Origin of the sequence: Methylicorpusculum sp., assembly GCF_030651835.1 — a bacterium.
Lineage (GTDB): Bacteria > Pseudomonadota > Gammaproteobacteria > Methylococcales > Methylomonadaceae > Methylicorpusculum.
Genome location: NZ_JAUSBX010000050.1, coordinates 43,976 through 68,122, shown reverse-complemented (window position 1 = coordinate 68,122; position 24,147 = coordinate 43,976). Strand labels below are relative to the sequence as shown.

The window sequence follows — 24,147 nt, the reverse complement described above, 5'->3', positions numbered from 1 at the left end:
ACGCCGTAAAACCATCCATGTAGGCTCTATGCCCGCATCCATGCTGGCAAAGCCTTTGCCGAACAACCCGTTGCCTCCTTGGGCACTGCCGAAATTTGAAGTGCGAAAGGTATAAATGACCCGTAAGTATTAAAAAATATAATTGAAGGAGTAAAACGATGGACTTAATTTCTCTGGTAGTGGCCCTTATCGTGGTCGGAGTGATACTGGGACTGATAAACGCCTACATACCTATGGAATCACGCATCAAGCAGATTCTAAATGGCGTGGTGATTATTTCAGTGGTTCTCTGGTTGCTGAATGCCTTTGGTCTATTGGGGGTTCTCCCAAGGGAACTGGTTTCTTTGGTGGTCGTCCTGATCGTTGTTGGTTTGCTGTTGAGTCTGGTCAACACCTATATACCGATGGATTCACGCATCAAGCAGATATTGAATGTCATTGTGATCATTGCTGTCATTTTGTGGTTGCTCAGCGTATTTGGAATCATCAGCGGATTACCGAAAATGCAGTTGGGTAAGTTTTAGCGGCTAATTTAGATAGCTAGCGTTTTGACATTGTTTTAACTGATCAGCAAGTTGTTTCAGCTCTTTTTCTTTATCCCTAGCCGACCGCGTCATTTCGGTAGGGATTGCCGAAATCCAGACTCCATGGATAGCTCGAAGCTTACCCTCCATGGCACTGGATGCCCGTTTCCAGACGGGCATGACGGGCTTTTTGATTTAGCTGAAACAGCTTGCTAATCAGGTTGATTTATCTGATCAGCAACTCCGAAAACCTTCGTTATGCGAGTGAAGAATCGGTGTTGATAAATGGCGTTGGGTTTGCTCGCAGAGCGTAACTCATTCAGGACATGACGCGCTTTTTTAACCCTGCGTTGCCTTGATTCATTGTATCTGCTCACCCCTCCCATTGTATTGGGTGTGGGCGATTGATTGAAAAGGACGTGTGAAACCATCCTTGTTGCAGAAGCCTTTTCAATCAACCACCTACACCCTCAATTCCAAGCGGGCAAGTAGTTACCATTCATTTACCAATTACACTCCTATTTTGAGGAATAACTCATGAAAAAAATCAACGAACAAAGAATAAACCTTGCAAACAGCATTTTGGTAACGTTGTTGTTATCTGCTGTCATTATTACCAGCGGCTGCAGCGAAGAGGGGCCGGCTGAAAAGACCGGTAAAAAACTTGATCAAGCCATTGAAAGTTCGAACGAAAAAATTGACGAGAAAGTCGACGCACTAAAGCAGTCTATTGACACCAAAGAAGAGGCAATGGAAAAGCAATCTGAAACAGTTGGAGAACTCATTGACGATGCGGCGATTACGGCAAAAGTAAAAGCGGCCATGATGGCAGATCCATTAGTCAGCGCATTCAATATCGACGTAGTCACTGTTCAAGGCGGTGTCAAATTAAATGGGGCTGTTAATAATCAACAGATTATTGATAGGGCGCTGGAAATAGTTCGTGCTACGCCGGGTGTTAAATCAGTAGAGAACTATCTGGTCGTCAGTGCGGGAGACATTAAATGAAAACAGCTTTACATTATTTGAGCGGTATTGGTATTGCTTGTCTTTATTCTGTCGGAGTCTATGCGTCACAAGTAGAAGATGCTTATATTGCCGGATATGCTGCGGGTATACTTGAGCGCGATTTTAAACTCGAAAGACCCGCAATCAGTGTCAAGGACGGTGTTATAAAGCTGGATGAAGATGATTTAAAACATACCGACCAGAACAAGGTCATGGAAGCATTATCTAACATTCCCGGCGTGTCAGGTGTCGGCGTCGGGGAGCATAACAATAACAGTGTCTCCTCACCGTTGACGCTTTCTACAGCCCAGCTTGAGAAAAGCGAGGAATCGAATGAATCCGCAGGATTGAAGACAGGAATATTCCCTGAAGGTCATTTGTTCAAGTCTTTATTCGCCGATCCGAGCTGGCCTCATTTTGCAGCTTCTTATCACAATTATATCGGCGGCGATTTTGATGGTACCAATATAGCAACTGTCAGTTTTGGCGAAACAATTCCGTTTTATCGCCAAAACATGGGGATATTGCAACGCTTTGGTTCGCAGTGGGAGGTGGGGATTCAGGGTGGAGTCATCAGTGATTTTAATCTTGATGCGCCCTCATCGGATTTAGTCAATACTGATTTTGTCGGGGCTTTGTATTCGAGTATGCGTATTGGCGATTTCTCAGCTTTCAGCCGTATTTTCCATCAAAGTTCTCATTTAGGTGACGAGTTTCTGTTGCGAACACGATTGGAGCGCGTGAATTTGAGTTTTGAAGGGATTGATTTAAAACTTTCTTACGATTTGCCTGTCGGTTTTCGCTTATACGGGGGAGGTCGTGGTCTATTCCATAAGGAGCCTGAATCACTTAAAGTGTGGTCAGCTCAATACGGTATTGAGTTTAGAAGCCCATGGCGCATGGATTTTGGAGGCATGCGCCCAATCGCGGGAGCCGATTTTAAAAATTACGAAGAAAACGATTGGTCAACTGACATATCAGCGCGTGCCGGCGTAGAGTTCGAAAACATGCAGGTGCTGGGAAGGAAGTTCCAGATTCTTGCTGAATATTTTAATGGCTATTCCCCCAGCGGTCAGTTCTACAACGATAAAATTGAATACATCGGCCTGGGCGCCCATTTTCACTTCTAAAAATGGGGGTTATGATCTAGCCCCGCCCTCAATTCAAAGCGGTCGATCAGTAGTTATACCTTTCGCACTTCAAATTTCGGCAGTGCCTAAGGAGGCAACGGGTTGTTCAGCAAAGGCTATGCCGGCATGGATGCTGGCATAGAGCCTATAGGGATAAATTTACGGCGTTCTTTGACGGGCACCCCGGTGGCTGAATTTCGATCTACGATGGGTATACCTTCGCTTAATAATGAAGAACGTGCATTTAATAAAACGCACGTTCTTCAGCCAAATTGCCTGCGAAAACGCCAGACACCAAAATTAAAAAATACCGCTCCTAAAAGAGCCAGTCCCAGCAGCGAATCCCATAAAATCTTAACGCCTGCGCCTTTTAATAAAATGGCATAACTCATTTCGTTAAAGTAATACAGCGGCGAAATTTTCATCGCCCAGCGCATGACTTGCGGCATGGCTTCAGGCGGCGTCCAGGCTCCTGAGAGCAGTAATATCGGCATCATCAGCAAAATCACGAGCATGGTGACTTGTGCCAGACTTCGGCTGATGGTTGCAACGAACAAGCCAATGCCGGAGGCGGTGAAAACATAAAGCCCGGTTACTGTAAAAAACAGGCCGAGACTGCCTTTAACCGGTAAATCAAAGACCGGAATAATGATCATGAACAAACTGACCGCAACACCTAGTAAAATAACCAGTCCCATCGAGATAACCTTGGGCAGTAAAATCTGCAGCGAGCTCAACGGTGATACTGCCAGTTGTTCTATTGTGCCGCGCTCTTTTTCCCGGACTGCGGCGGCGGCCGGCAACATCATGGCCAGCATGGTCGTCACGGTGAGTAATTCAGAAATCGACATAAACCAGCCGTCAATTTGATTCGGGTTATACAGTACGCGGTAGCGGTTTTGAATGATAGGCAACGAGGCCATTTGTTCTGCACCCAGACCCAGCCTTTTAGCCACAAAGTCCTGGCTAAAACCGGCGGTAATTTCCGTGGCATAACTGGTTGCTAATGTCCCTAATACGGTATTGGCGCTATCTACCTGGAATTGTACGGCGGTGGCTTGTCCTTGCAATAAATGACGCTGAAAGTTTTCGGGAATGTCCAGGACTGCCAGAATCCGGCCTTGGTCTAATAAGGATTCGGCGGTCTTGGTGTCAAAAATCTCTCCTTTGAAATCAAAATAGGGCTGCCTGAAACGGTAGATCAACTCGCGTGATGCAGCGCTATGGTCGTGATCGATCACCATCACTGAAGCGTTACGCAGATTCAGATTGATACCGGAACCGGCCATATACACATCGACGGTAAAAAAATAGCTGATGATGAGCAGCAGCACCGGATCGCGTATCAACTGTTTCAGCTCTTTAAGCGTCATGGCGAGCAGCCTGTCCCACCAGAGTATGAATCCATGTTGGTTCATGTCGACGGCCTTTTGTGGAAATTCATATAACCGGCTATCCAGAGGATAACCGCGTATAGCATCAGCGCCAACACATCGAACCACAGCTCTTCCCAACCCAGACCTTTAAGAAAGCTGCCCCAGGTAATTCTAAGATAATATAGTGTCGGAAATAAATGCGACTCAAATTGAGTGGCGGCGGCCATCGATTCGATAGGCACCAGCAAACCTGAATACAACATGGCAGGGACAAAGGAGACCACCATGGTCAGCATCACTGCCGCAACCTGGGTTCTTACCAGTAGCGAGATCAGCAATCCCACTCCGGCGGTACAGATCACATAGATCACTGACGCGGCATAATAAAAAAACGGATGGCCCTTAAACGGCGTGCCGAATACGTTCATTACCACCCACCACAAAATCAGAATATTCAGGCTGGATATCAACAAATAGGGCAGGAACTTGCCCAGAATAAATTCACTGCGGCTGATGGTTGAGGCATAGATATTATAAATAGAGCCGTTTTCTTTTTCACGAACCACGCCCAGCGCCGTCAGAAACGGAGGCGTCACCATCAACACCAGCATCATCAGGCCGGATGAGATGGACCATTGACTGCGCAAGGCCTGGTTATACAAATAGCGCGATTCCAGACGCAGCGGCGCCACCTGAGCGCGCGCTTGTTCTTGAGACTTTCCCTGCGTACCGGCTAAATGATTGACCAGTGATTGAGCATTGAAATTGGCGATAATCGCCGAAACATAGCCTTTTGCCACTTCGGCGCGATAAGGAAATACGCCATCGATCAGGCTTTGCACCGACGTGGCTTGTCCGGCCAGCAGCTGCTCCTGAAAACGGGGCGGTATGATAATGGCAAAGCGTATATCGCTGTTGGCCAGCAGAGGGTCAAGCTCGCGCTCACTGGTGACATGGCCTTGGTAATCGAAGTAACGTGAATCCATAAACCGGTGCAGGAAGTCACGGCTCATTGCGCTGCGATCCAGATCCAGCACTGCAAACGGAATTTTTTCGACATCGAAGGAAATGCCATAACCCAACACCATGAAGATACCGACCGGCAGCAGGAAGGCCATCGCAAAGAACAGCCGGTCGCGCAAAATTTCGCGCCATTCCTTGTAAGTAACTGCCCAGACCCGGGTAAGATTCATTCGGGCTCCTGATTTTCCAGGGCCAACACCCTGTACACAAATACGTCCTCCAATGACGGTGCGTCGGCTGATAAGTTGAGCAATTTGATAGACTCTTTATCCAGCAGTTCGCGAATCTTTTTTTCGGCGGTGTCTCTATCCTGTGCCAGCAAATGAATATGCCGGCCGAATAACGCTACGCCTTTGAAATCGCTTTTTTCAAATAAGGCCAGCGCTTGTAATGGCTGATCGGTAGTTATATTCAGCAGTTGGCCGGCCTCATCTTGCAGCGCCTGAATCATATTGCCGGGCGTATCGTCGGCAATTACTCGTCCGGCATACATTAATGCCAGATGGTCGCAGTGTTCGGCTTCGCTCATGTAATGGGTGGTCACTAAAATAGCCACCTGCTCGACGTTGGCCAGATGCATCAGGATTTCCCAGAAATGCCGCCGTCCGATAGGATCGACACCCGACGTGGGTTCATCCAGAAACAAGACGCCGGGTTGGTGTACCAGTGCGCAGCCCAAAGCGAGCCTTTGCCTGACGCCCATAGGCAGGCTGCCCGCCAATTGTGCCGTGACCTCTTCCAATCCGGCAATTTGTATTACCCAGTCCAGGCGCTGTTTGAGGATGCTCCGGCTAACGCCGTAGATGCTGGCGTAGAGATGAATATTTTCGATGACGGTCAAATCCAGATACAGCGAAAATGCCTGGGACATATAGCCTATGCGTTCCTTGATCGCCTGAGCGGCATTACGCATGTCGGCGCCTGCAACCTGACCTTCACCGTCACTGGGCGGCAGTATTCCGGTCAGCATTTTGATCGCGGTCGTCTTACCGGCGCCGTTGGCGCCCAGCAATCCAAATATTTCGCCTTGTCTGACCTTGAAACTGATTTTATCGACCGACCGGAATTGATCAAAATCCTTGCATAATTGCCTGGCTTCTATGGCGATGGCTTTATCGTCGGGTAAGGTCTTGTCAAAGCGCGGAATGCTTTCATCTTTGCCGGTTTTCGGGGCTAACGGACCCTGGCGTAACAAGGCGATAAAGGCGTCTTCCAATTCAGCATCAAAGGCTTTGATCGATTTGATCTGCAAGCCGTCAAGATGGCCGGAAACGGTGCTGGCCGCTTCATCTAATGCCAGGTTATCGACAAATACCCTGATTTTGGTGCCAATGGCTTCCAGTTGCGGATAATGGGATTTCAGTTTGCCAAGCGCTTCTGTCTGTGACTCGCTCGTCAGCTCAACCATGCAACCTTGCGCTTGCTGACAAATGGCATCCGGTTCGCCATCGGCCAGCACTTGGCCGTTATACATGAGAGACAAGCGGTGAAAACGTGCCGCTTCATCCATATACGCCGTGGACACCAGCGCGGTGGTGCCCTGTTCGCGCAGCAACTCGGCGAGTATGGCCCAAAAGTCCCGCCTGGAAACCGGGTCCACGCCAGTGGTTGGCTCATCAAGAATGACCAGTTCGGGGTTATGGATCAGTGTGCAAACCAAGCCCAGTTTTTGTTTCATGCCGCCGGAGAGATTTTTCATTGGCCGGTCACGAAACTTGTCGAGTCGGGTCATCGTCAACAGCTTTTCTTTACGTTCGCTCAGTTGCTGGAGAGATACTTGCCGCAGTTGCGCAAAAAAATCGATGTTTTCCTCAACCGACAAATCGCCGTAAAGATTCAGTCCCAGGCCTTGAGGCATGAAGCCCAGCCTGCCTTTGACCTTTTCCGCCGCCGCTTCCGAATCGATGTTGACTTCAAATACGGTTAATGAACCTTGTTCAAACGACAGGACGCCGGCAATAGCTTTCATCAGACTGCTTTTGCCGGCACCGTCAGGGCCGATTAATCCATAAATTTCGCCTTGCTTGACGGTTAAGGCCACCCCATCGACAGCCAGCTTTTTTTTGTAACTTTTACGGAGTCCGCGAATATCGATAACCGGGTTTTCGTTCACCAGCGCGGCTTCGCCCATGGGCTTTCCTCTTGCCAGCGGATTACCGCGTCTGCGGGCAGTCCCGGCGTCAGCTGATGCTGAGGATTTTCAGCCAGATAAAGTTTGACGGCGTAGACCAGTTTGACCCGTTCATCCTGCGTCTGAACTTCTTTGGGGGTAAACTCTGCCTGGGAAGCGATATAGCGAATCACCGCAGGAAACGGTTTATCCGGAAAGGCATCGGTAAAAATTTGTGCGGGCAAGCCCAGGCGAACCTTGCCTATTTCTTTTTGTGGAACATAGACTTTTAAATACAGGCTGTCCAGATCGACAATATCAAATAATGGACTGCCGGCGGCTACCATTTCGCCGTTATCGGCGATACGGGTAGTCACCATTCCCGAGGCCGGAGCCCGAATGATCAAGTCATTCATCACGCTTTGGGCTTCCGCCAGGGCGGCTTGACCTTGTTTCAGTTGTGCGGCTATTGCAGCCACTTCATTAGTGTTCGCTTCGATCTGATCCCAGCCCAGTTCAGTTTCTGCCAGTAGTTTTTCAGCCTGGATTCTTGCTGCACGGGCAGTGCGGTGCTGGGCTTGGGCAACTTTCCAGCTTAAATCAGCCAGTTCGCTGCGGTGCTTTTCTACGGTCTCTGTTAACAACAAGGCTTGAAATCGTTCTGCATCCTTGAACATTTGCTGTTCAGTAGCGTGGCTGGAAATCAGCTCGGCATCGGCATGATTTAGCCCGGCTTTGGCCGTTGCTATTTTTAAAGGCACATTTTTCTTGAATACGCTCAGCGAAGTTTCAGCTGCCCTGAGTTGGGCGGCAATGACGTCCACAGCCGATTTGGCTTGATTGAGTTTGGCTAGTGTCTGGGCATCATCCAGTTTGATCATCACTTGTCCTGTTACAACAAAATCACCTTCCCTTACCAGCATCTCAATGATACGACCGGGCCACTTGCCCGATACAGTGTAATGATCGCCCTCGATACGGCCATTCGCCTGTACCAGACCCTCAGGGAAGGGTGGTTCGCGCAACCAAAACCACCATACTGCTAGAGAAACAAGCAAAATGCCGGTAATTATTCCGACGATTGCGAGTAGCCGGGTTCGTTTTTCCATTTACAAAACCCCCATTGCATAACGCAATTGCAGGGTTGACAAGGCGGTGTCGTAATTTGAGTTATTGAAATTATCATACGTTCTGGCGCGCAGTTCTTCTGCTCTCAGGACTTCGGTATTGGTGGCCAAGCCATTTTTATAGCGGTTAGTTGTCACTTTAAGGTTTTCATCCGCTTCTGTAATGGCGAGTCGGGTGACCTCGGTTCGTTGCTGGGCTTCCTGAATAGCCAGCCAGGTTTTGCGCACCTGCAAACCGATCGTGCTGCTTAAATCGTCGCGTTGCTCTTTTAGAGAAACCGCCCGACGAAAAATGGCATCCCGGGTATGCCGGGTGCTGCCGTCGAACAATTTCCATTGCATACCGACATTGACCATCCATAAGCCCTCGTAAGACTGATAACGGTTTTCCTGGTATTGATAGCCGCCGTTGACTGCGACTTGGGGCAAAGAATCCGCCGCCACACTTTGTGCTTGCTGCTCCAGGGCTTGTATTTGTTTGTCGAGTACCAGCAGTTCAGGACGCTGCGACAAGGCGTTAGTGCTCAGTTCGTTTAAACTGCCCACGGGTATTTGCGGAAACTGCGGGGTGACAACCACAGGATCCGTCAGGCTACGGTCGAGTAACTGGTTATATTGGGCTTGGGCAATATCAAGCTGATTATTGGCCTGTAGCAACAGTTGCTGAGCATTGGCCAACTCGACATTCGCCGCTAATAAATCGTTCTTCGCCACCATGTCCTGGTCGAACAGATTTTTAACATCCCTTTGATGTTCGACCAAACTGCTGAGATGTTCTTGAGCAACCTGCACCGCGCCGTCTAGACGCAACACTGCAATATAAGCGGCCGATACCTGCATTTTGATGGTCAGTACGGAACTGATTTCGTTATGTTGTGCGGCTTGAAAGGTTGCCTCGGCAGCTTTGATGTTATGACTGATGCGGCCGCTGGTGAAAACCGGTACAGAAGCAATCGCATGTGCATTCATACTGCCGGCTTGTGAGGTATTGAATTCGGCTGACTGACCGGCAAAATTGGCTTTTGCCGCCGGAGTTTCGTTAAGTTGGGTATATCCGGTACCTATATTGAGTTCCGGAAGCCGTTGCCCCTGTGCCGAAAAAAGGTTTTGTTCCGTTGCAGTGGTATCGGCTTGTGCCGCTTTAATTTGATGGTTGTTTTCGATTGCAATATCCCAGGCTTCTTCCAGTGTTTCTGCTGAGGTGCTCGCTACAGGGATAAGCAATAACCCGCCTAGCAGACTGATTCTCAGACCGGGTTTTGAACTCAGCATAGGACACCTGAAATGTAATGAATGACGAGATCATCCGGTTTCTAGTCCGGTGCAAGATCTGAAAACGATGCAAAGTGGCGCAGCACGTCAGTCATAGACTGTATAGAGAAGATTGGCGTTGGTCTGTGCGCTATCGAACTAACTTCAATTCAGCAATAGGAACGGAATTAAATGAGTTAGTACGGCCTCTTTATTTCTGTGTGCGCAAACGTACCGAGAAAAGGGGAGGGTCAGCTTATTATCCTTGTTAGCGCATGGGTTATATGTTCAATGGCCCTGTTACTGCGTTAAAAAGGACACTTATTCAGGGATGGCTTAATCGGATCTGATTTCTTATGGAGAATCATTTTGAAAAATAAACACATAGCGCTTATGCCGTTGCTGTTGCTGGTTTCCAACATGGCTTCTGCCAATGTTTGGGCGCCAACCAATGCTGACAGTAATTTCTTTAATCTTGAGACTTTGATGGGTCTTCCCACGGCTTCTCAGTTTGGCATCTTCGAAGACAATGTCGATGTTACGACTGCTGTGCCGATCATATCGTTTAACGGCGGAACCAAACTTGGTTTTACGCAAAATGGGATCAATTGGGACCTCACTTCCGGTAGCGGAACGGGCACGCTATCTGAATCAAGCAATTTTCAAATAGGGTATCTTTCCGGAGCAGGATGGGTTGGTGAAGCGGGAAATAACGAGATTAGTTCGTTAGGCGGAACTTCTTACCAATTATTCTTTATTGATCCAACACTGGCCATCAATAACGTTAAATCGCTTTTTGCTGTTGACATCATCTCTTCAGAAGCGGGTGCTCCAGTGCCTTTACCTGCGGCTGCCTGGTTTTTGGGTACCGGTTTAATGGGTTTGATGGCAGTAAGCCGTCGTAAAAAAGCAGCTTAAATAGTGAGAAAAACTGACTAATAACCGGTTAAGTTTTAAAGCTGCTTAAAGAAGTATTGCTGTAGATGCGAATGGATTTGCATCTACAGTCGGACTTCGAAGTGTCGGAGTTAAACTCATTCTCTTCCGAAATACTTCAGCCATCTACTCAATTAATAACCCTTATCCTAACCTTCGTTCTCAGGAAGAGCGTTAAGATAAGGGACATTTAAAGCCGGACTATAGCGTTACTGATTGATGGCTTGTAAAAGGTTCGCGCCATTAATCCTGTCTTCTATCTTTTGCTTGTATTTCAAAAAATGCAGAGTTTGCAACACGCCGGGGTTGGTTATGCCCAATGTGGCAAGCGGGACTTCAATATCAGAGATATGGATCGGATAACTTTGTCCTGATTTGCGGAATTCCAAAATATAGTTTACCGCTTCATTGATGACCTGCTTGCCGTAGTTGAGGGTGGAAAATTCCCTGTCATTGCAGTAGATCGTATACCGGGCATTATAGCCGGTCATCTCTCCGGAGACCCTGATATTAAGCACCTTGTCAGATGACGACAGATCAAAGGGTTTCGGCAGGTAACGGTTGATCTGATAAGGCTTAGACGTGATTTCGAAAAATTCGACCGGAATAGAGGCTTCAAAAAAATGACGGCTAAGCACCGTTTGTATGAACGTTTGATATTTGTTTAACAGCCCATCCCTATTCGCCTGGGGATGATGCTGCATGAAGAGCGAGCCTCTTTCGTCGAGCACATAAATTTGAATCCCGTTTTTGTCCGATTCAAAAAAAATCTGGATGAATCCGGGTTTGTTTTGTTCAAAAATTAATGGAAAAGCCGTGTTTTCCAGCGCTTCACAATCTATTTCAACAGGGCTGTAGCTGCGTTGGGGAGCGGAAAATTCGCTGAGTAACGCTTGCCTGGAAATGGCGGTGCGAAAATTAAGCAGCTGATTGTCGAATTGAAAAATGAAGAACTGTTCACTGCCTGCAATAATCAGGCGGGGCGAGTAATCGGCATGATGATTTTGCTGAAGTGACAGCAAGCGCGTAAAGATGTTCTGCAGTCGTTGTACGATGCTTTTGGCTCTGATCGAACCTGAACAAATGACGGTGAGATCTTTTTCTTTAAGCGGAAGTTGATGATTATTGAAAATATCCAAAAAGGAAAACAGTAATCCGTCCATGCCATACCAATGCTGGGTGGTCATTTCTCCCCAGCTCGAGATGGATAACTGATCGATGGAATGAACAAAACAGAGTTTTTCTGTTCCGTAACACAGGGGGTCGGAGTGTTCGCTTAAAATTAATTTTCCGTCGTCTCTAAGCCGTTCAGGGTCTATGCCCAAATTAACGACCAACAATGATTTTATAATTTTGTCGGGTGCTTTGTAGTTGTCCAGTTCAGGTGCTTGAACGCTGGAAATAAAACTGTGAATTTGAGCAGTCAGTGTTTCCAGTTCCCGATTTTGCAGCATGAGCGTCTGCGACTGGACGTGCAGCTGGATTTTTTTTTCGTAGAGCCCGTTGACGATAATCCAGGCCAGCATTTCCAGTAAGCTGTAACTCTTTTTGATGGGCGGATTTTTGGGTTTTGAGTCGTTACTGATTCGCTCGACATGGAGTGCCCAGCCGCTCTGGTTATCTGCAAATGAAGTTTCAAGCAGACTCAGTTCATTTTCTCTGACCTGTAGCGCCGACCGGGTTGTCAGGTATTCAATTTTTCCCGGTTTTTTATCCAGAAAGGCGTGTAATTTCCGGCCTATCAGTTTCAAGTCGTCATGATGCTGGTAATCGGCCCGAACATAGTGACCGGCAAAGCCTACCGTCATCCGGTAACATTCTGACAAATGACGAATGATCATCCCATGTTCGCGCACGGCTTTTTGAATATTCCAGCTCTGTTGATGGCTTAAACTGGTGATCAAGTTTGGCGGCCAGTGCCAGCGAGCAGCAATAGACTTGATAAATTCAACGCGATGCAGTCTTTTTTGAGTGTCCTTTTCTCGTTCGCCCAAGCCCATGATTTTGATATAAAGACTTTGTCTGGCCAGTTCCAGCCGTTCAACGCTTTGTGCCTTGCCCAGATAGGTTTCAAGTTTTTCATAAATCAACAGGTAAGGATCCAGATCTCCGATTCTGAAGTTTCCCTGATAAATCATTTTTTTCATATCCGAACAAAGCCATTGTGTTTTCGGATATTCGCTGGCGTAACATTCCATCAGCAATAATTTCAAGAAGGACTTGTGCGGTGAATTGATGGCTTTGTAAATGTGCCACAACGTCACGGTTATAAACTCTTCCGCAGGAACCGCTTCCAGAGAACCAAAATCGATCAGTTCATGGCCTGAAATGAAACGGTTTTCAATCAGATGTTGTGTGTAATAGCCTGATTGATGCTCCTGATGGGGCGGAACCAGCCACCAGGCCGGGGATCTTCCGGCAATATAGAGTGCTGTTCGGTAAAACTCTTCCAGCAGCAAATAATGTTGGGTTGTTCCGCTGCTTTCAGATGAGATCGGTGTGTCCTGACCGGCTTTGAACTTAACGCTGTCGATCAAAAAAAAGTGTACTTCCAGCCCCAGCGAGGTAGCCCATTCCTCAATAGCCAGGCATTTTTGTTGAAGTTCTTCCAATTCGTCATGGCTTAACTCCGGGTCATGGCACAGCCAGATATCCATGTCACTGGTTTTGGAAAAGGCGATACTGCTGACGCTGCCCATCAGAAAAATACTCCAGATGGCGTAGCGACTTCTTAATTTATTGTTGAGTTTAAAATTTTTCGATAACTGCGCGGCATCTTTAAGGGCTTGTCTGGAAGGCGTGTAATCAGAAATACCTGACGGGGTCTCCTTGCTTATAAAGCCGGGCAACAAAGGCGTATTCTGGTGAAATAAAAGCGGCAGCAGATTTAAGAAACAACTTTGCCGGGGCTGCAGAAAACTTTGTATGCGCTTTAGTTGATGGAGGTGCAGATTTTTAAAGCGCTGAATAACCGTCAGCAAATCTTTTTTGCTGATATCTTCGCCGGGTGACCCGAGGGTGATGGCCTTTAAGTTGAGTTGAGTAAACATGACGCTGGTTGCCAGTCTGGATGCTGACAATTATAGAACAGGCTCAGTTTTGACGCTGACCGTGAGCAATCAGTTGGACAAATTGCTGGCCCTCAAGGTGACTTATCTGGAATCGACTCAGGCAGGCATGGTCTATTTTAATCCGGTAAGCGCTGCTGGAAGGCAGGTCCAGCAGTTCTTGAAATAAGGCTCTGATGACCCCCGCATGCGTGATGATCAGAAGATGCTTGCCTTGATGTTGGGCGATTAATTGCTGCCATGCGGTGACGATGCGGTGCCTGAACTCTGCAAAAACCTCTCCCTTTGGCGGCGGGAATTGATCGGGGTCCCGGTAAAATTGATCCAGTGCACCCGGCCAGCATTGTTCAATGTCATCGGCAAACTGTCCTTCCCATTCACCGAAATGATATTCCCTGATGGCCGGTTCAACCTGCAGCGGTAGGTCAAGATCGCTCGCCAGGCGTTCGGCAAAATTAAAGCACCGGCGAAGCGGAGAACAGACGATAAGGTCCCAGTCTTCGAGTCCCATAACGGCTTTGCGCATGTCCAGCCAGCCTGCCGGGGTTAACAGGTCGTCTGTAGAGCCTCGGTAGTAGCGGCCTCCTGAGGCTTCACCATGACGTAATAAATCAATCTTGGTCAGAATCAAGGTGTTTCAAGCGATTTTCTTGCGGTAAAAACGGCTTCTCTTACCGTATCGGGGGCCGTTCCTCCGATGTGCTTACGGGAAGCCACGGAGCCTTCCAGCGACAACACGGCAAAGACATCTTCGCCAATATCGGGTGAGAATTTCTGCAGCTCGGCCAAATCAAGTTCCGACAAATCACGCTGGGTAGTGATGCCCAGCCGAACCGCCTGACCGACAACTTCATGAGCATCGCGGAAAGCCATACCTTTTCTAACCAGATAATCGGCCAGATCGGTGGCGGTGGCAAACCCCTGTTTGGCGGCTTTATACATGCTGGCTTTTTTGGGCTTGATATGCGGCACCATGTCAGCAAATGCGCGCAGGCAATTGATCAGCGTGTCTACTGTGTCAAACAGCGGTTCCTTGTCTTCCTGATTGTCTTTGTTATAGGCCAGCGGCTGACTTTTCATCAGCATGAGCAGTGATATCAAATGACCGGTCACACGGCCGGATTTGCCGCGAACCAGTTCGGGCACATCGGGATTTTTCTTTTGCGGCATGATGGACGATCCGGTGCAAAAAGCATCAGGCATGTCAATAAAATCAAATTGGGCGCTGGTCCACAGTATCAATTCCTCGGAAAAACGCGATAAATGCATCATGATCAGGCTGCCTGCCGCGCAAAACTCAATCGCAAAATCTCTATCGCTGACCGAATCAAGAGAGTTGGCTGAGGGTCTTGAAAAATGCAGCAACTCGGCCGTCATGTGCCGGTCGATAGGGTAGCTGGTGCCGGCCAATGCTGCAGCACCCAGGGGCATTACGTTGATTCGTTTGTAACAGTCCTGAAGTCTTTCCTGATCACGGCAGAGCATTTCAAACCAGGCCATCAGGTGGTGCCCGAAAGTGATCGGTTGGGCAACTTGCAAGTGAGTAAAGCCGGGCATGATGGTATCGGCTTCCTGTTCTGCCAGATTTAACAACGCCGTCTGCAAGCGGGTCATTTCTTTGGCTATGTGTTCAACTTCGCTGCGAAGATATAAACGGATATCGGTTGCGACCTGATCATTCCGGGAGCGGCCGGTATGCAGTTTTTTTCCGGCAATTCCGATCAGATCGGTCAACCGGGCTTCGATGTTCATGTGCACATCTTCCTGCTTGACGGACCATGTGAATCGACCTTCGGTTATCTCGGTGCTGATTTTTTCCAGGCCGCAGATGATGTCGTCACGTTCTTTATCGGTCAAGACGCCAATCTTGCAAAGCATCTTGGCGTGAGCCAAAGAGCCTTGTATGTCTTGTTGCGCCATCCGTTTGTCGAAATCGACGGACGCGGTAAATACTTCGACAAAAGCGTCAGTGGCTTCAGCAAAACGGGCGCTGGATAGTTTCTCGTTATTAACGTTGGTCATGTCTTCTTGGCAAGGAAACTTAAAAACGCAAATTATACCGCTAATCTCACTAACTACACCAAAACAGCAGAGTTCTTCCGGTAATTTCTCTTTAATCTGTTCGCTGAATAGTGACTAAAGATCTCGTTAAAAATAATCTCCCACCTTGAAAAGTCTCCGTTTGCGCTAAAAGTTGCTGTCGCCCCGGCAGGGATTGCCGGGGTCCAGAAGCCATGGATGGCGTTGTGCTTTCACATCCTTGTGACCTGGATTCCGGCAATCCATGCCGGAATGACGGTGTTGATTTACTTTCAACTACTAATGCGAACATAGCCTTTGAAAAGGGGGGATCGAGGGGGGTTGTTAAATAACGTGTCTTACTACCCTCTGCAACTGTTCCAGCCTTTGCAAATGCCGTTGTTAGCTCAAAGTAACCCGACTCGATCGTGTCGATTCGTAAAAGTCAGTCTATATTAGAGGGGCAAGGATTGATCAATGCGGGCAGGGATTTAAGTGGATTGTTGATTGGCATGTTAATGAATAGAGAAAAACACTTACTGAAAATTCATGTTTACGAACTGAAAATAGGCATGTTCGTTGCCCAGCTTGATATTCCTTGGGAAAAGTCTCCTTTTCTACTACAAGGTTTTGATATCAAATCGCCTGCTGACATCAGTGCAGTTCAGCAGGTCTGCGATTATGTGTACATCGATACATCAAGACAAAAAGATACCCATGGGGCTGTTTCGGATGAATTGAGCGCCAAGTTCAATCAGTCTTTTGAAGGCGCATTCGGCGCGGCAAGAAACACCTATCAAAGCACCAGTAATCTGGTCAAATCTGTCATGGATGATATTCGCTTTGGAAATCAGCTTAATGTCAATGCCGTTAAATCACTGGTGAGTGATTGTGTCGACCGTGTACTGGAAAATCCCGATGCCATGATGTTGTTGACGCAACTGAAAAATAAAGATGAATACACCTCGCAACACAGTCTTAATGTCAGCATCATGTCAATACTGTTGGGGCGGCATTTAAACTATTCGGTTGAAGACCTTAACAAGCTGGGGTTGAGCGGGCTGCTTCACGACATGGGTAAAATGAAAATTCCACTGGAGATTCTTAATAAAGAGGGAAATTTAACTCCCGATGAATTTAAAGTGATGAGAACCCATGCCATGCTTGGCCGGGATATTTTGATGTCAGCCAGAGATATTTACCCCGGTGCAATTGATGTCGCCTACATGCATCATGAAAAGCTTGATGGCACAGGCTATCCCAGAGGGATTAGAGATACAGGAATCTCGCAATTTGTCAGGATAGTAGCAATAGCCGATGTCTATGATGCCATCACCAGCGATAGGGTTTACCAAAAAGGACGGCTCCATCTTGAAGCGATCAACACGTTGACGCATAACAGAAAGACGCATTTTGACGGGGATCTGGTCATCAAGTTTATCGATTGTATCGGTATTTATCCGGTGGGTAATCCGGTAGAGATGACTAATGGGGAAGTGGGTGTTGTCATTGCCGGCAACAGCAAGCAAAAAACCAAGCCGAAAGTCATGATGTTGCTGAACTCAGAAAAAACAGAACGCGAAGCGCTGATCATTGATCTTGCTGATCCTGCTTGTGTTGATTCAAAGGGCGAAGCCTACCGTATTTACAAAGTGCTGCACCAAAACCAATACGGCTTGAATCTTAGAGATTATTTTAATGATGGGAAATTTCTTTCGGCGACTTGATACCCCCAATATTTCAAAGCCATGGCGTTAACTGTTGGGTTGTGAAAAGCGCACAGCCCAACCTACGGCACCTCATCTTTTTATACTATCAACATGCACCACGATACGATGCGCCAAATAGGATGTGCCGACGTTAGGAGGCGCATCAATCGCGTAATCAAAACAACATGACCGAATACCGTCGATTTTATATACCGAAAGCCATGTGGTTTTTTACAGTCAATCTTGCCGAGCGAAGAAATAATCGTTTGTTGATCGAAAAGATTGATGTATTGCGAGATGCCTTTCGATTTGTAAAACAACAAAGACCTTTTTATATGAATGCGGTAGTGATTATGCCGGATCATTTGCATTGTATTTGGACAATGCCGTCAGACGATGGCGATTTTTCGATACGCTGGAATATGTTGAAAGGGCGGTTTTCTCGGTCAATTGATGTAGGCGAAAGAGTTTCAAAAAGCCGTCAAAAACGCCGCGAGCGGGGTATTTGGTAGCGCCGATTTTGGGCGCATTTGATCGAAGATCAAGAGGATTACAATCGTCATGTCGATTATATTCATTGGAATCCAGTGAAACACGGCCACGTTAAACGAGCAATCGATTGGCCTTATTCAAGTTTTCACCGTTATGTTGAACAAGGTAGTTATTTGGAAAATTGGGGCAATTATGAGGAAACGGAAATTAATAGTATTGAGTAACGCGAACGATGCGCCTCCTATCAGCATATCTTATCGTGTTGATCCTGCTTGTGTTGATTCAAAGGGCGAAGCCTACCGTATTTACAAAGTACTGCACCAAAACCAATACGGCTTGAATCTTAGAGATTATTTTAACGACGGAAAATTTCTTCCTGCGAATTTACGCCCCCAATATTCAAGCCCAACCTGCGGTTCCTCAGCTTTTTATATTATCAACATGCAGTCCGCATTCTTTTTTGTGCGAGGCTTCCCACCACCAGCGACCTTCCCGTTCGTGTTGGTTCGGCAGGACAGAGCGAGTGCAGGGTTCGCAGCCGATACTGGTAAATCCGCGTTCATGCAGGGAGTTATAAGGCACGTCATAAGCTTCTATGTGATCCCACACTTTAGCTGAAGTCCAATTTGACAGCGGATTAAACTTGATCAGCTGATGATCCGGCGTCGAAAAGGCGCTGTCGATTTGAACTTCCGGTAGATCTTGCCGGGTATCCGTGCTTTGATCCTTACGCTGGCCGGTTATCCAGGCATCCAGGTGTGCCAGTTTTTTTCTTAAGGGGTCAACTTTTCTGATGCCGCAACATTCCTTATGGCCGTCTTCATAAAAGCTGAACAAGCCTTTGCTTTTGACGAAGGGATCCAAAACAGTGTAATCAGGTGTTATCAGTTCAATTTCAATGCCGTAGTGCAGTCGCACTTTTTCGATAAACCGGTAAGTTTCAGGGTGCAGGCGCCCCGTGTCCAGGCTGAATACTTTGATATCGTCTCTGATTCGCTTGGCCATATCGATCAGCACCACGTCTTCGGCTCCGCTGAATGAAATGGCAATAGTGTCAAAGCTTTCTAGCGCCTTTTTAAGAATTTTACGCGGATTGGCCTGATGAAGTTCTGATTGGGCCTGTTCAATGTCGAATGCGGTCATGCTTTATTAAATAAACGGTGAGTTAGAGTGGATGGCTTTATTTTTGGGCAAAATACTGAGCAAGAAAATCATCGAAAGGCATTTGATCTTCTTGTTCCAGTTCTTTTTGCTTGGTCAATGATTGGCTGGCCATTTCATTGAAGGTATTCGTCAGTTTGGGATCAAGATGATGCTTGCGGAAGTTTTTTTCATGTTCCGCCGAGGTGCGAAGCGCAAAACAGGCAAAGGGTTCTTTATGATCGGTCATTTTCTCCAGAATTTTGGCAGAGGGCGTCAATTCCTGGTCCTGAACGGTTTCCTGCAACATTTTTAACGCATCGCTGTAAGGCGATGCTTTTTGGTCGGCATCCAGCAGTTGACAGATGGGTTCCATGGCGGCAAATATTTGGTCTGCCCAGTCGTCCAGCGGCATTTCCTCGCCATCCTGTTCCAGTTCAAGGCCTCGTTTGCGGCCTTGATTGGCAACTTTTAACTGATTCATGTTGTTGGTGCGGTGATCTTCCTGAGATAACGGCGGGCTTTTCTGGAAGAAGCAGGTAATAAGAAACGCTTCAACGAAATAGGCGGTTTCCGGTTTTATCCCTATCGGGCTGAATAAATCAAGATCCAGCGATCTGAGTTCAATGTAGCGAACGCCACGGCGTTTTAACGCAAGCGTCGGCTTTTCGCCGGAAAACGCAATTTGTTTGGGTCGGACGATGCTGTAAAACTCATTTTCAATTTGCAGCAGATTGCTGTTCAACTGCCGGTATTGGCCGTCAACTTTTACCCCGATTTTTTCGTAATCAGAAAACGGTGTCGATATGGCCTGGCTTAAGCTTTCGACATAACCGGATAACGAGTTGTAATCGATGTGCAGGTTTGCCTGGTTTTTACTTTTGTAACCGATATCGCTCATTCGAAGCGAGGTGGCATAAGGATGATAAAGCGTGTGTTTATCAAATTCTTCAAATTGATCCATCAGATGCGGACGGCTTTTAAAGAATTTTTTACAAATAGCCGGTGACGCGCCGAACAGGTATAAAATCAACCAGCCTTGCCGCTGGATGTTACGGATCAGGTCAAAATAGGCCGACGCGGTGTAATCTTCCAGCGATAACGAACTTTTTTCCAGCTTGTGCAGTTTTTTAAGCAGAGCGGTGGGCAATGAATAATTGAAATGGATGCCTGCAATGGCCTGCATGGTCCGTCCGTATCGATGCCAAAGACCGGTGCGGTAAATATGTTTCATTTTACCGATGTTGGACGACCCATATTCGGCTATCGGGACACTTTCATCGCCGTCAATGCCGCAGGGCATGCTTGCCGCCAGCAGCATTTCGCCTTTGACCTGGTCATAGACGAACTGGTGTATGTTATTCAGATAATCCAGCGTATCTTTGGTATCAGCAAAAGGCGGCGTAATAAACTCAAGCAGCGCTTCGGAATAATCGGTCGTGATATGCGGATGCGTCAGGGCGGCTCCCAGCGCTTTCGGATGAGCGGTATGGGCAATGACGCCGTCGGCGGAAATTCGTAAGCTTTCTTTTTCTATCCCTTTCAGGCCGCCGCTGATTAAGTCCTGGCCATTATTGTCAAGAAGCAGTTCAAGCCGTTTAGGTAGTTTATAGTTTAAATTGGTCATAAGGTGGGCGATGAGGCCCTTCAGTCCTGATATAATCGGTGCATTATAAAGGTTTAACCAGATTGAAGAAATATTATCGAAAATCAGGATGTTTCTATTATGCCGGGCAAAGCCCTAGAAGTATTAAAAACTGTTTTTGGCTACAGTAGCTATAGAGGGCATCAACAGGCCATCATAGAAGATGTATTGCTGGGAAAAGACGTATTGGTTTTGATGCCGACCGGGGGCGGCAAGTCGCTGTGTTTCCAGGTTCCCGCCATCGTCAAGTCCGGTGTCGGTATCGTGATATCGCCCCTGATTGCGCTGATGCAGGACCAGGTGAGTGCGATGCATCAACTCGGCGTCAAAGCGGCTTATCTTAATTCGTCAATGACGGCTGATGAAGTCAATTCAACCGAGCAGCAATTGCGCAAAGGCCAGTTGGATCTGCTGTATATCGCACCGGAACGGTTGAATTCGCCAAGAACCCTGTCTTTGTTGAATCAGCTTGAAATTGCCTTGTTTGCGATTGACGAAGCGCACTGCGTTTCTCAATGGGGACATGATTTCCGGGCGGATTATCTTCAGCTTTCCATTTTGCAGGAAAACTTTCCGCGTGTGCCGCGCATTGCGCTGACAGCCACTGCCGATGAGAAAACCCGGCAGGAAATTATTCACCGTCTGGGCCTGGAGCAGGCCAATATTTATATTAGCGGGTTTGACCGGCCTAATATCCGCTATCGCATTATCCAGAAACAAAGTCCCAAAGAGCAGTTATTCGATTTCATTCAAACCGAACATCCGGGCGATGCCGGTATCGTCTATTGCTTGTCGCGCAAGAAAGTCGAAGAGACGGCACATTGGCTTCAGGAAAGAGGCATCACCGCATTGCCCTATCATGCGGGTCTGGATAACGCGATCAGAAAAAAACATCAACATCGGTTCTTGATGGAGGAAGGCCTGGTGATTGTTGCAACGATTGCGTTTGGCATGGGGATAGACAAACCGAATGTCCGTTTTGTCGCCCATCTGGATTTGCCAAAGAGTATTGAAGCCTATTATCAGGAAACGGGGCGGGCGGGCCGGGACGGTCTGCCCGCAAATGCCTGGATGGCCTATGGTTTGCAGGATGTCATCATGTTGCAGCAATTGCTGGCCGGTTCAAATGCCGATGAAAGCCATAAGCGCATCGAATATCACAAATTGGACGCCATGCTGGCGCTGTGCGAGCAGGTCAGTTGCCGCAGACAGGCCTTGTTAGGGTATTTTGGCGAACGCATGGAAACGGCCTGCGGCAATTGTGATACGTGCCTGGAGCCGGTTGAAACCTGGGATGGATCGCTGGTAGCTCAGCAGGCGTTGTCCTGTATTTACCGGACCGGGCAACGGTTTGGCGTCAATTATTTAATTGATGTGCTGATGGGGCGCTCTTCCGAACGCTTAAAAAGCTTCGGTCATGACAAACAGTCGACTTTTGGTATAGGTAAAACCATTGACGAAAAGCAGTGGCGATCGGTATTCAGGCAATTGGTGGCGAGAGGTTTGGTTGCTGTTGATTTTACGGCTCACGGGGCGCTCAAATTAACCGAGGCATGCCGGCCGATTCTGCGTGGAGAACAGAATCTGATGTTAAGAAAAGATGTGCTGTTCACCAAAAAGAAGCGAGCGGGCCGTCTTGATAGTCTGAGTAAAGAGAAACAGAAGAGTTCTTCATTATGGGAAGCGCTGCGGGCTAAACGGCGGGAACTTGCCGAGGCCCAGGATGTTCCGCCTTATATGATCTTTGGCGATGCTACCTTAAATGAAATGCTGGAAAAAAAGCCGCTGACTCACGATCAATTTATAAGCATATCGGGCGTAGGGCAGAGAAAACTGGATTTATACGGTGACAAATTTATTGCGGTTATTAAAACCTGGAGTTCTGCTTCGCAAGACAGCGAAACTGTGGCAAAAACGCTGGATTTATTCCGGCTTGGATTTAAGGTTCAGCAGATTGCCGAGCAGCGTTCATTGACGATGGATACGATATACAGCCATCTTTCTAGAGCGCTTGAATTGGGTCTGGCCGAGTTGGCGGAGGTTGTCGAATTATCGCAAACCCAGATTCAAAGCATTGAGGACGTCATCATGAGTTTACCGGAAGAGCAAAAAAATGCGTTAAAACCGGTATTTGATTTCTTCGAGGGGCAATACAGCTATGGCGTTTTACGCTGCATTCGGGCGGCATTTTATTTTAAAACCGGTTAGGATTTTGTTTAACTTAGCGCACTGCTGGCTTGGTTCTCATCGTTAAACGTGTAATCGGTTGTCAAGCAGTGATCCAACCATTTTTCCAAAAAATAATTCAAGCGCCATTTGTAATGAAGTATCTCGTTGATTTGAGCCGGGTCTTTAAAAACCCGGTAAACCTCGGATCGATCGCAATCGTTCAGTACTTCGGCGAGTTGGGCGTCTTTATACATTCGAATGGTCACGTCCGGTGTGATCGGGTAGTCCGTCGCATAACTGAAACGATGGCTCAGTTTTATCGTCAACGTGTAGTGGGATCGTTCGATAATAGACAAAGTTAAATCAGGTCTTTCAGGTGAAATGCCAACGGCAGTTACGTTAATTTTGAGCAGCTCGGGTATAAGTCTTATCAGTTTCTTATAATTCGATTCGCATAATAGCTCCAGACAAGCCGCTTTGTTGATAGGGTTAACGTAGCCCATGATTTTCTATTAATCTTCCCGGTAACACGCATAAGCACTGGCAGTTTCCCACAACACCACCTGATCAATATCAAAACCTGCACTTTTAATGTATTGATAAATCATTTTACTGAGTATTTCGGCGGTGGGGTGTTCGTCTAAGGCGAGAAACCTTTCCTGGTTTTGTTCAAGAAGCGGAATGATGGGATCATCTTTATGAAGCAGAAAATTATGATCGAGATGCTCATCAATAAAGGACTCGACACAGTCTCTTATATCAGAGAAATCGCACACCATTCCTTGATCGTTGAGCTGATCGCGTTTGATCGATATGGAAGCTTTGACACTATGGCCATGAAGATTACGGCATTTTCCGGGATGATTCATCAGACGGTGACCGTAACAAAAATAAACTTCTTTGGTAATGATGTGCATATTCGATGGGTACACTGTCCGTTTTTAAGAAAGATAATGTGATCAAGTGCCTTTGATGCTTTTGATCGTTGCGGCTATTTCAAAACGGCCATCGTCTTGAAGTGTATTTCTGACCACCTCAATAAATGCCGTCATTGGCGGCGTTACAGAATTTTTGGGCATGATGTTAACTTCCATCGCCTTACCGGGTTCAAATGCAGCGTCGGCAATAAAAGAAACGCCCGAGCCACTGATTGAAGTGCAGTTACCCGTTTTTATTTCAGCCGAATCGGCGAGTCTATAGCTCAACTCGCAATCGACGTTCATGCGGATGTAATTTCGTTTTTCATCATATTCCAGCATAGAAATCCTCTTTAATTTTTGCCTGGCTTGCGGCTTATTCCAAAGCATTTTATAGACCATAGATCCAAAGTTTACTATAAAAAATGGTGGTAATGATGAAATATAATGACTTTTGGGAATTGATAATGGCGGTATTACATCAATATCAGGGCAAAACAGAC

The 24,147-nt window shown here is 47.2% G+C and carries 20 protein-coding genes; 7 read left to right on the top strand and 13 right to left on the bottom strand.

What is annotated here, in order from left to right:
• The first annotated feature begins 158 nt into the window (after nt 1–158).
• From Q7V32_RS06605 to Q7V32_RS06595, 3 genes are all read left to right on the top strand, one after another.
• Nucleotides 159–524 carry a Thivi_2564 family membrane protein gene (locus Q7V32_RS06605; protein ID WP_304896188.1) on the top strand — a complete coding sequence of 122 codons (366 nt, stop codon included), beginning with the start codon at nt 159–161 and terminating at the stop codon, nt 522–524.
• A gap of 537 nt (nt 525–1,061) precedes the next feature.
• Nucleotides 1,062–1,532, top strand: a complete 471-nt coding sequence (locus Q7V32_RS06600; RefSeq protein WP_304896187.1) for a BON domain-containing protein — start codon at nt 1,062–1,064, stop codon at nt 1,530–1,532.
• Entirely contained in the window at nt 1,529–2,662 is a 1,134-nt protein-coding gene (locus Q7V32_RS06595) for a DUF1207 domain-containing protein (protein WP_304896186.1), read from the top strand. Before Q7V32_RS06600 ends, Q7V32_RS06595 begins: the two co-directional genes overlap by 4 nt.
• 263 nt (nt 2,663–2,925) lie before the next feature.
• Here the strand turns inward: Q7V32_RS06595 and Q7V32_RS06590 are convergent, their stop codons facing one another.
• From Q7V32_RS06590 to Q7V32_RS06570, 5 genes are read right to left on the bottom strand one after another with little or no spacing between them, the layout of a single operon-like run.
• Nucleotides 2,926–4,080, bottom strand: a complete 1,155-nt coding sequence (locus tag Q7V32_RS06590) for an ABC transporter permease (protein WP_304896185.1) — start codon at nt 4,078–4,080, stop codon at nt 2,926–2,928.
• On the bottom strand, nt 4,077–5,231 hold the full coding sequence (locus tag Q7V32_RS06585) for an ABC transporter permease (RefSeq protein ID WP_304896184.1): 1,155 nt from the start codon (nt 5,229–5,231) through the stop codon (nt 4,077–4,079). Before Q7V32_RS06585 ends, Q7V32_RS06590 begins: the two co-directional genes overlap by 4 nt.
• Nucleotides 5,228–7,192: an ATP-binding cassette domain-containing protein gene (locus Q7V32_RS06580; RefSeq protein WP_304896183.1), complete on the bottom strand. Its 1,965-nt coding sequence runs from the start codon at nt 7,190–7,192 to the stop codon at nt 5,228–5,230. The genes Q7V32_RS06585 and Q7V32_RS06580 overlap by 4 nt, the downstream gene beginning before the upstream one ends.
• Complete coding sequence (locus Q7V32_RS06575; protein WP_304896182.1) at nt 7,171–8,280, bottom strand: HlyD family secretion protein; 1,110 nt, start codon at nt 8,278–8,280, stop codon at nt 7,171–7,173. Before Q7V32_RS06575 ends, Q7V32_RS06580 begins: the two co-directional genes overlap by 22 nt.
• Entirely contained in the window at nt 8,281–9,570 is a 1,290-nt protein-coding gene (locus Q7V32_RS06570; protein WP_304896181.1) for a TolC family protein, read from the bottom strand.
• Between the two features lie 348 nt (nt 9,571–9,918).
• Here Q7V32_RS06570 and Q7V32_RS06565 point away from each other — a divergent pair, with 348 nt between their 5' ends.
• Nucleotides 9,919–10,467: a VPLPA-CTERM sorting domain-containing protein gene (locus Q7V32_RS06565; protein WP_304896180.1), complete on the top strand. Its 549-nt coding sequence runs from the start codon at nt 9,919–9,921 to the stop codon at nt 10,465–10,467.
• Between the two features lie 227 nt (nt 10,468–10,694).
• Here the strand turns inward: Q7V32_RS06565 and Q7V32_RS06560 are convergent, their stop codons facing one another.
• Genes Q7V32_RS06560 through argH form a run of 3 tightly spaced genes read right to left on the bottom strand, consistent with a single transcriptional unit; the run spans nt 10,695 to nt 15,575 of the window.
• Nucleotides 10,695–13,535: a class I adenylate cyclase gene (locus Q7V32_RS06560; RefSeq protein WP_304896179.1), complete on the bottom strand. Its 2,841-nt coding sequence runs from the start codon at nt 13,533–13,535 to the stop codon at nt 10,695–10,697.
• Nucleotides 13,536–13,578: 43 nt separating this feature from the next.
• On the bottom strand, nt 13,579–14,184 hold the full coding sequence (locus Q7V32_RS06555) for a histidine phosphatase family protein (protein WP_304896178.1): 606 nt from the start codon (nt 14,182–14,184) through the stop codon (nt 13,579–13,581).
• Nucleotides 14,181–15,575: an argininosuccinate lyase gene (argH, locus tag Q7V32_RS06550; protein ID WP_304896177.1), complete on the bottom strand. Its 1,395-nt coding sequence runs from the start codon at nt 15,573–15,575 to the stop codon at nt 14,181–14,183. The genes Q7V32_RS06555 and argH overlap by 4 nt, the downstream gene beginning before the upstream one ends.
• 425 nt (nt 15,576–16,000) lie before the next feature.
• Here argH and Q7V32_RS06545 point away from each other — a divergent pair, with 425 nt between their 5' ends.
• Entirely contained in the window at nt 16,001–17,299 is a 1,299-nt protein-coding gene (locus tag Q7V32_RS06545; RefSeq protein WP_304896176.1) for an HD-GYP domain-containing protein, read from the top strand.
• A gap of 203 nt (nt 17,300–17,502) precedes the next feature.
• Nucleotides 17,503–17,793 (top strand): transposase, encoded by a 291-nt coding sequence (locus tag Q7V32_RS06540; RefSeq protein ID WP_304896175.1) that lies wholly within the window; start codon nt 17,503–17,505, stop codon nt 17,791–17,793.
• Nucleotides 17,794–18,193: 400 nt separating this feature from the next.
• On the opposite strand, the gene Q7V32_RS06535 is transcribed toward Q7V32_RS06540, so the two are convergent.
• Both Q7V32_RS06535 and gshA read right to left on the bottom strand, forming a co-directional pair.
• Nucleotides 18,194–18,916: a phosphoadenylyl-sulfate reductase gene (locus Q7V32_RS06535; RefSeq protein ID WP_304896174.1), complete on the bottom strand. Its 723-nt coding sequence runs from the start codon at nt 18,914–18,916 to the stop codon at nt 18,194–18,196.
• 37 nt (nt 18,917–18,953) lie between these two features.
• Nucleotides 18,954–20,540 carry a glutamate--cysteine ligase gene (gene gshA / locus Q7V32_RS06530; protein ID WP_304896173.1) on the bottom strand — a complete coding sequence of 529 codons (1,587 nt, stop codon included), beginning with the start codon at nt 20,538–20,540 and terminating at the stop codon, nt 18,954–18,956.
• A gap of 99 nt (nt 20,541–20,639) precedes the next feature.
• Here gshA and recQ point away from each other — a divergent pair, with 99 nt between their 5' ends.
• Entirely contained in the window at nt 20,640–22,766 is a 2,127-nt protein-coding gene (gene recQ, locus Q7V32_RS06525) for a DNA helicase RecQ (RefSeq protein ID WP_304896172.1), read from the top strand.
• 8 nt (nt 22,767–22,774) lie between these two features.
• Here the strand turns inward: recQ and Q7V32_RS06520 are convergent, their stop codons facing one another.
• From Q7V32_RS06520 to Q7V32_RS06510, 3 genes are read right to left on the bottom strand one after another with little or no spacing between them, the layout of a single operon-like run.
• Nucleotides 22,775–23,230 carry a DUF1249 domain-containing protein gene (locus tag Q7V32_RS06520; RefSeq protein ID WP_304896171.1) on the bottom strand — a complete coding sequence of 152 codons (456 nt, stop codon included), beginning with the start codon at nt 23,228–23,230 and terminating at the stop codon, nt 22,775–22,777.
• Nucleotides 23,231–23,239: 9 nt separating this feature from the next.
• Nucleotides 23,240–23,644: a 6-carboxytetrahydropterin synthase gene (locus Q7V32_RS06515; protein ID WP_304896170.1), complete on the bottom strand. Its 405-nt coding sequence runs from the start codon at nt 23,642–23,644 to the stop codon at nt 23,240–23,242.
• 42 nt (nt 23,645–23,686) lie between these two features.
• Complete coding sequence (locus Q7V32_RS06510; protein WP_304896169.1) at nt 23,687–23,986, bottom strand: PilZ domain-containing protein; 300 nt, start codon at nt 23,984–23,986, stop codon at nt 23,687–23,689.
• Between the last annotated feature and the right edge of the window lie 161 nt (nt 23,987–24,147).

Bases quoted from the DNA above. Each gene is read 5' to 3' on its own strand.
- Q7V32_RS06605 (WP_304896188.1), top strand. From the start codon at position 159: ATGGACTTAATTTCTCTGGTAGTGGCCCTTATCGTGGTCGGAGTGATA.
- Q7V32_RS06600 (WP_304896187.1), top strand. From the start codon at position 1,062: ATGAAAAAAATCAACGAACAAAGAATAAACCTTGCAAACAGCATTTTG.
- Q7V32_RS06595 (WP_304896186.1), top strand. From the start codon at position 1,529: ATGAAAACAGCTTTACATTATTTGAGCGGTATTGGTATTGCTTGTCTT.
- Q7V32_RS06590 (WP_304896185.1), bottom strand. From the start codon at position 4,080: ATGAACCAACATGGATTCATACTCTGGTGGGACAGGCTGCTCGCCATG.
- Q7V32_RS06585 (WP_304896184.1), bottom strand. From the start codon at position 5,231: ATGAATCTTACCCGGGTCTGGGCAGTTACTTACAAGGAATGGCGCGAA.
- Q7V32_RS06580 (WP_304896183.1), bottom strand. From the start codon at position 7,192: ATGGGCGAAGCCGCGCTGGTGAACGAAAACCCGGTTATCGATATTCGC.
- Q7V32_RS06575 (WP_304896182.1), bottom strand. From the start codon at position 8,280: ATGGAAAAACGAACCCGGCTACTCGCAATCGTCGGAATAATTACCGGC.
- Q7V32_RS06570 (WP_304896181.1), bottom strand. From the start codon at position 9,570: ATGCTGAGTTCAAAACCCGGTCTGAGAATCAGTCTGCTAGGCGGGTTA.
- Q7V32_RS06560 (WP_304896179.1), bottom strand. From the start codon at position 13,535: ATGTTTACTCAACTCAACTTAAAGGCCATCACCCTCGGGTCACCCGGC.
- argH (WP_304896177.1), bottom strand. From the start codon at position 15,575: ATGACCAACGTTAATAACGAGAAACTATCCAGCGCCCGTTTTGCTGAA.
- Q7V32_RS06540 (WP_304896175.1), top strand. From the start codon at position 17,503: ATGTGGTTTTTTACAGTCAATCTTGCCGAGCGAAGAAATAATCGTTTG.
- Q7V32_RS06535 (WP_304896174.1), bottom strand. From the start codon at position 18,916: ATGACCGCATTCGACATTGAACAGGCCCAATCAGAACTTCATCAGGCC.
- gshA (WP_304896173.1), bottom strand. From the start codon at position 20,540: ATGACCAATTTAAACTATAAACTACCTAAACGGCTTGAACTGCTTCTT.
- recQ (WP_304896172.1), top strand. From the start codon at position 20,640: ATGCCGGGCAAAGCCCTAGAAGTATTAAAAACTGTTTTTGGCTACAGT.
- Q7V32_RS06520 (WP_304896171.1), bottom strand. From the start codon at position 23,230: ATGGGCTACGTTAACCCTATCAACAAAGCGGCTTGTCTGGAGCTATTA.
- Q7V32_RS06515 (WP_304896170.1), bottom strand. From the start codon at position 23,644: ATGCACATCATTACCAAAGAAGTTTATTTTTGTTACGGTCACCGTCTG.
- Q7V32_RS06510 (WP_304896169.1), bottom strand. From the start codon at position 23,986: ATGCTGGAATATGATGAAAAACGAAATTACATCCGCATGAACGTCGAT.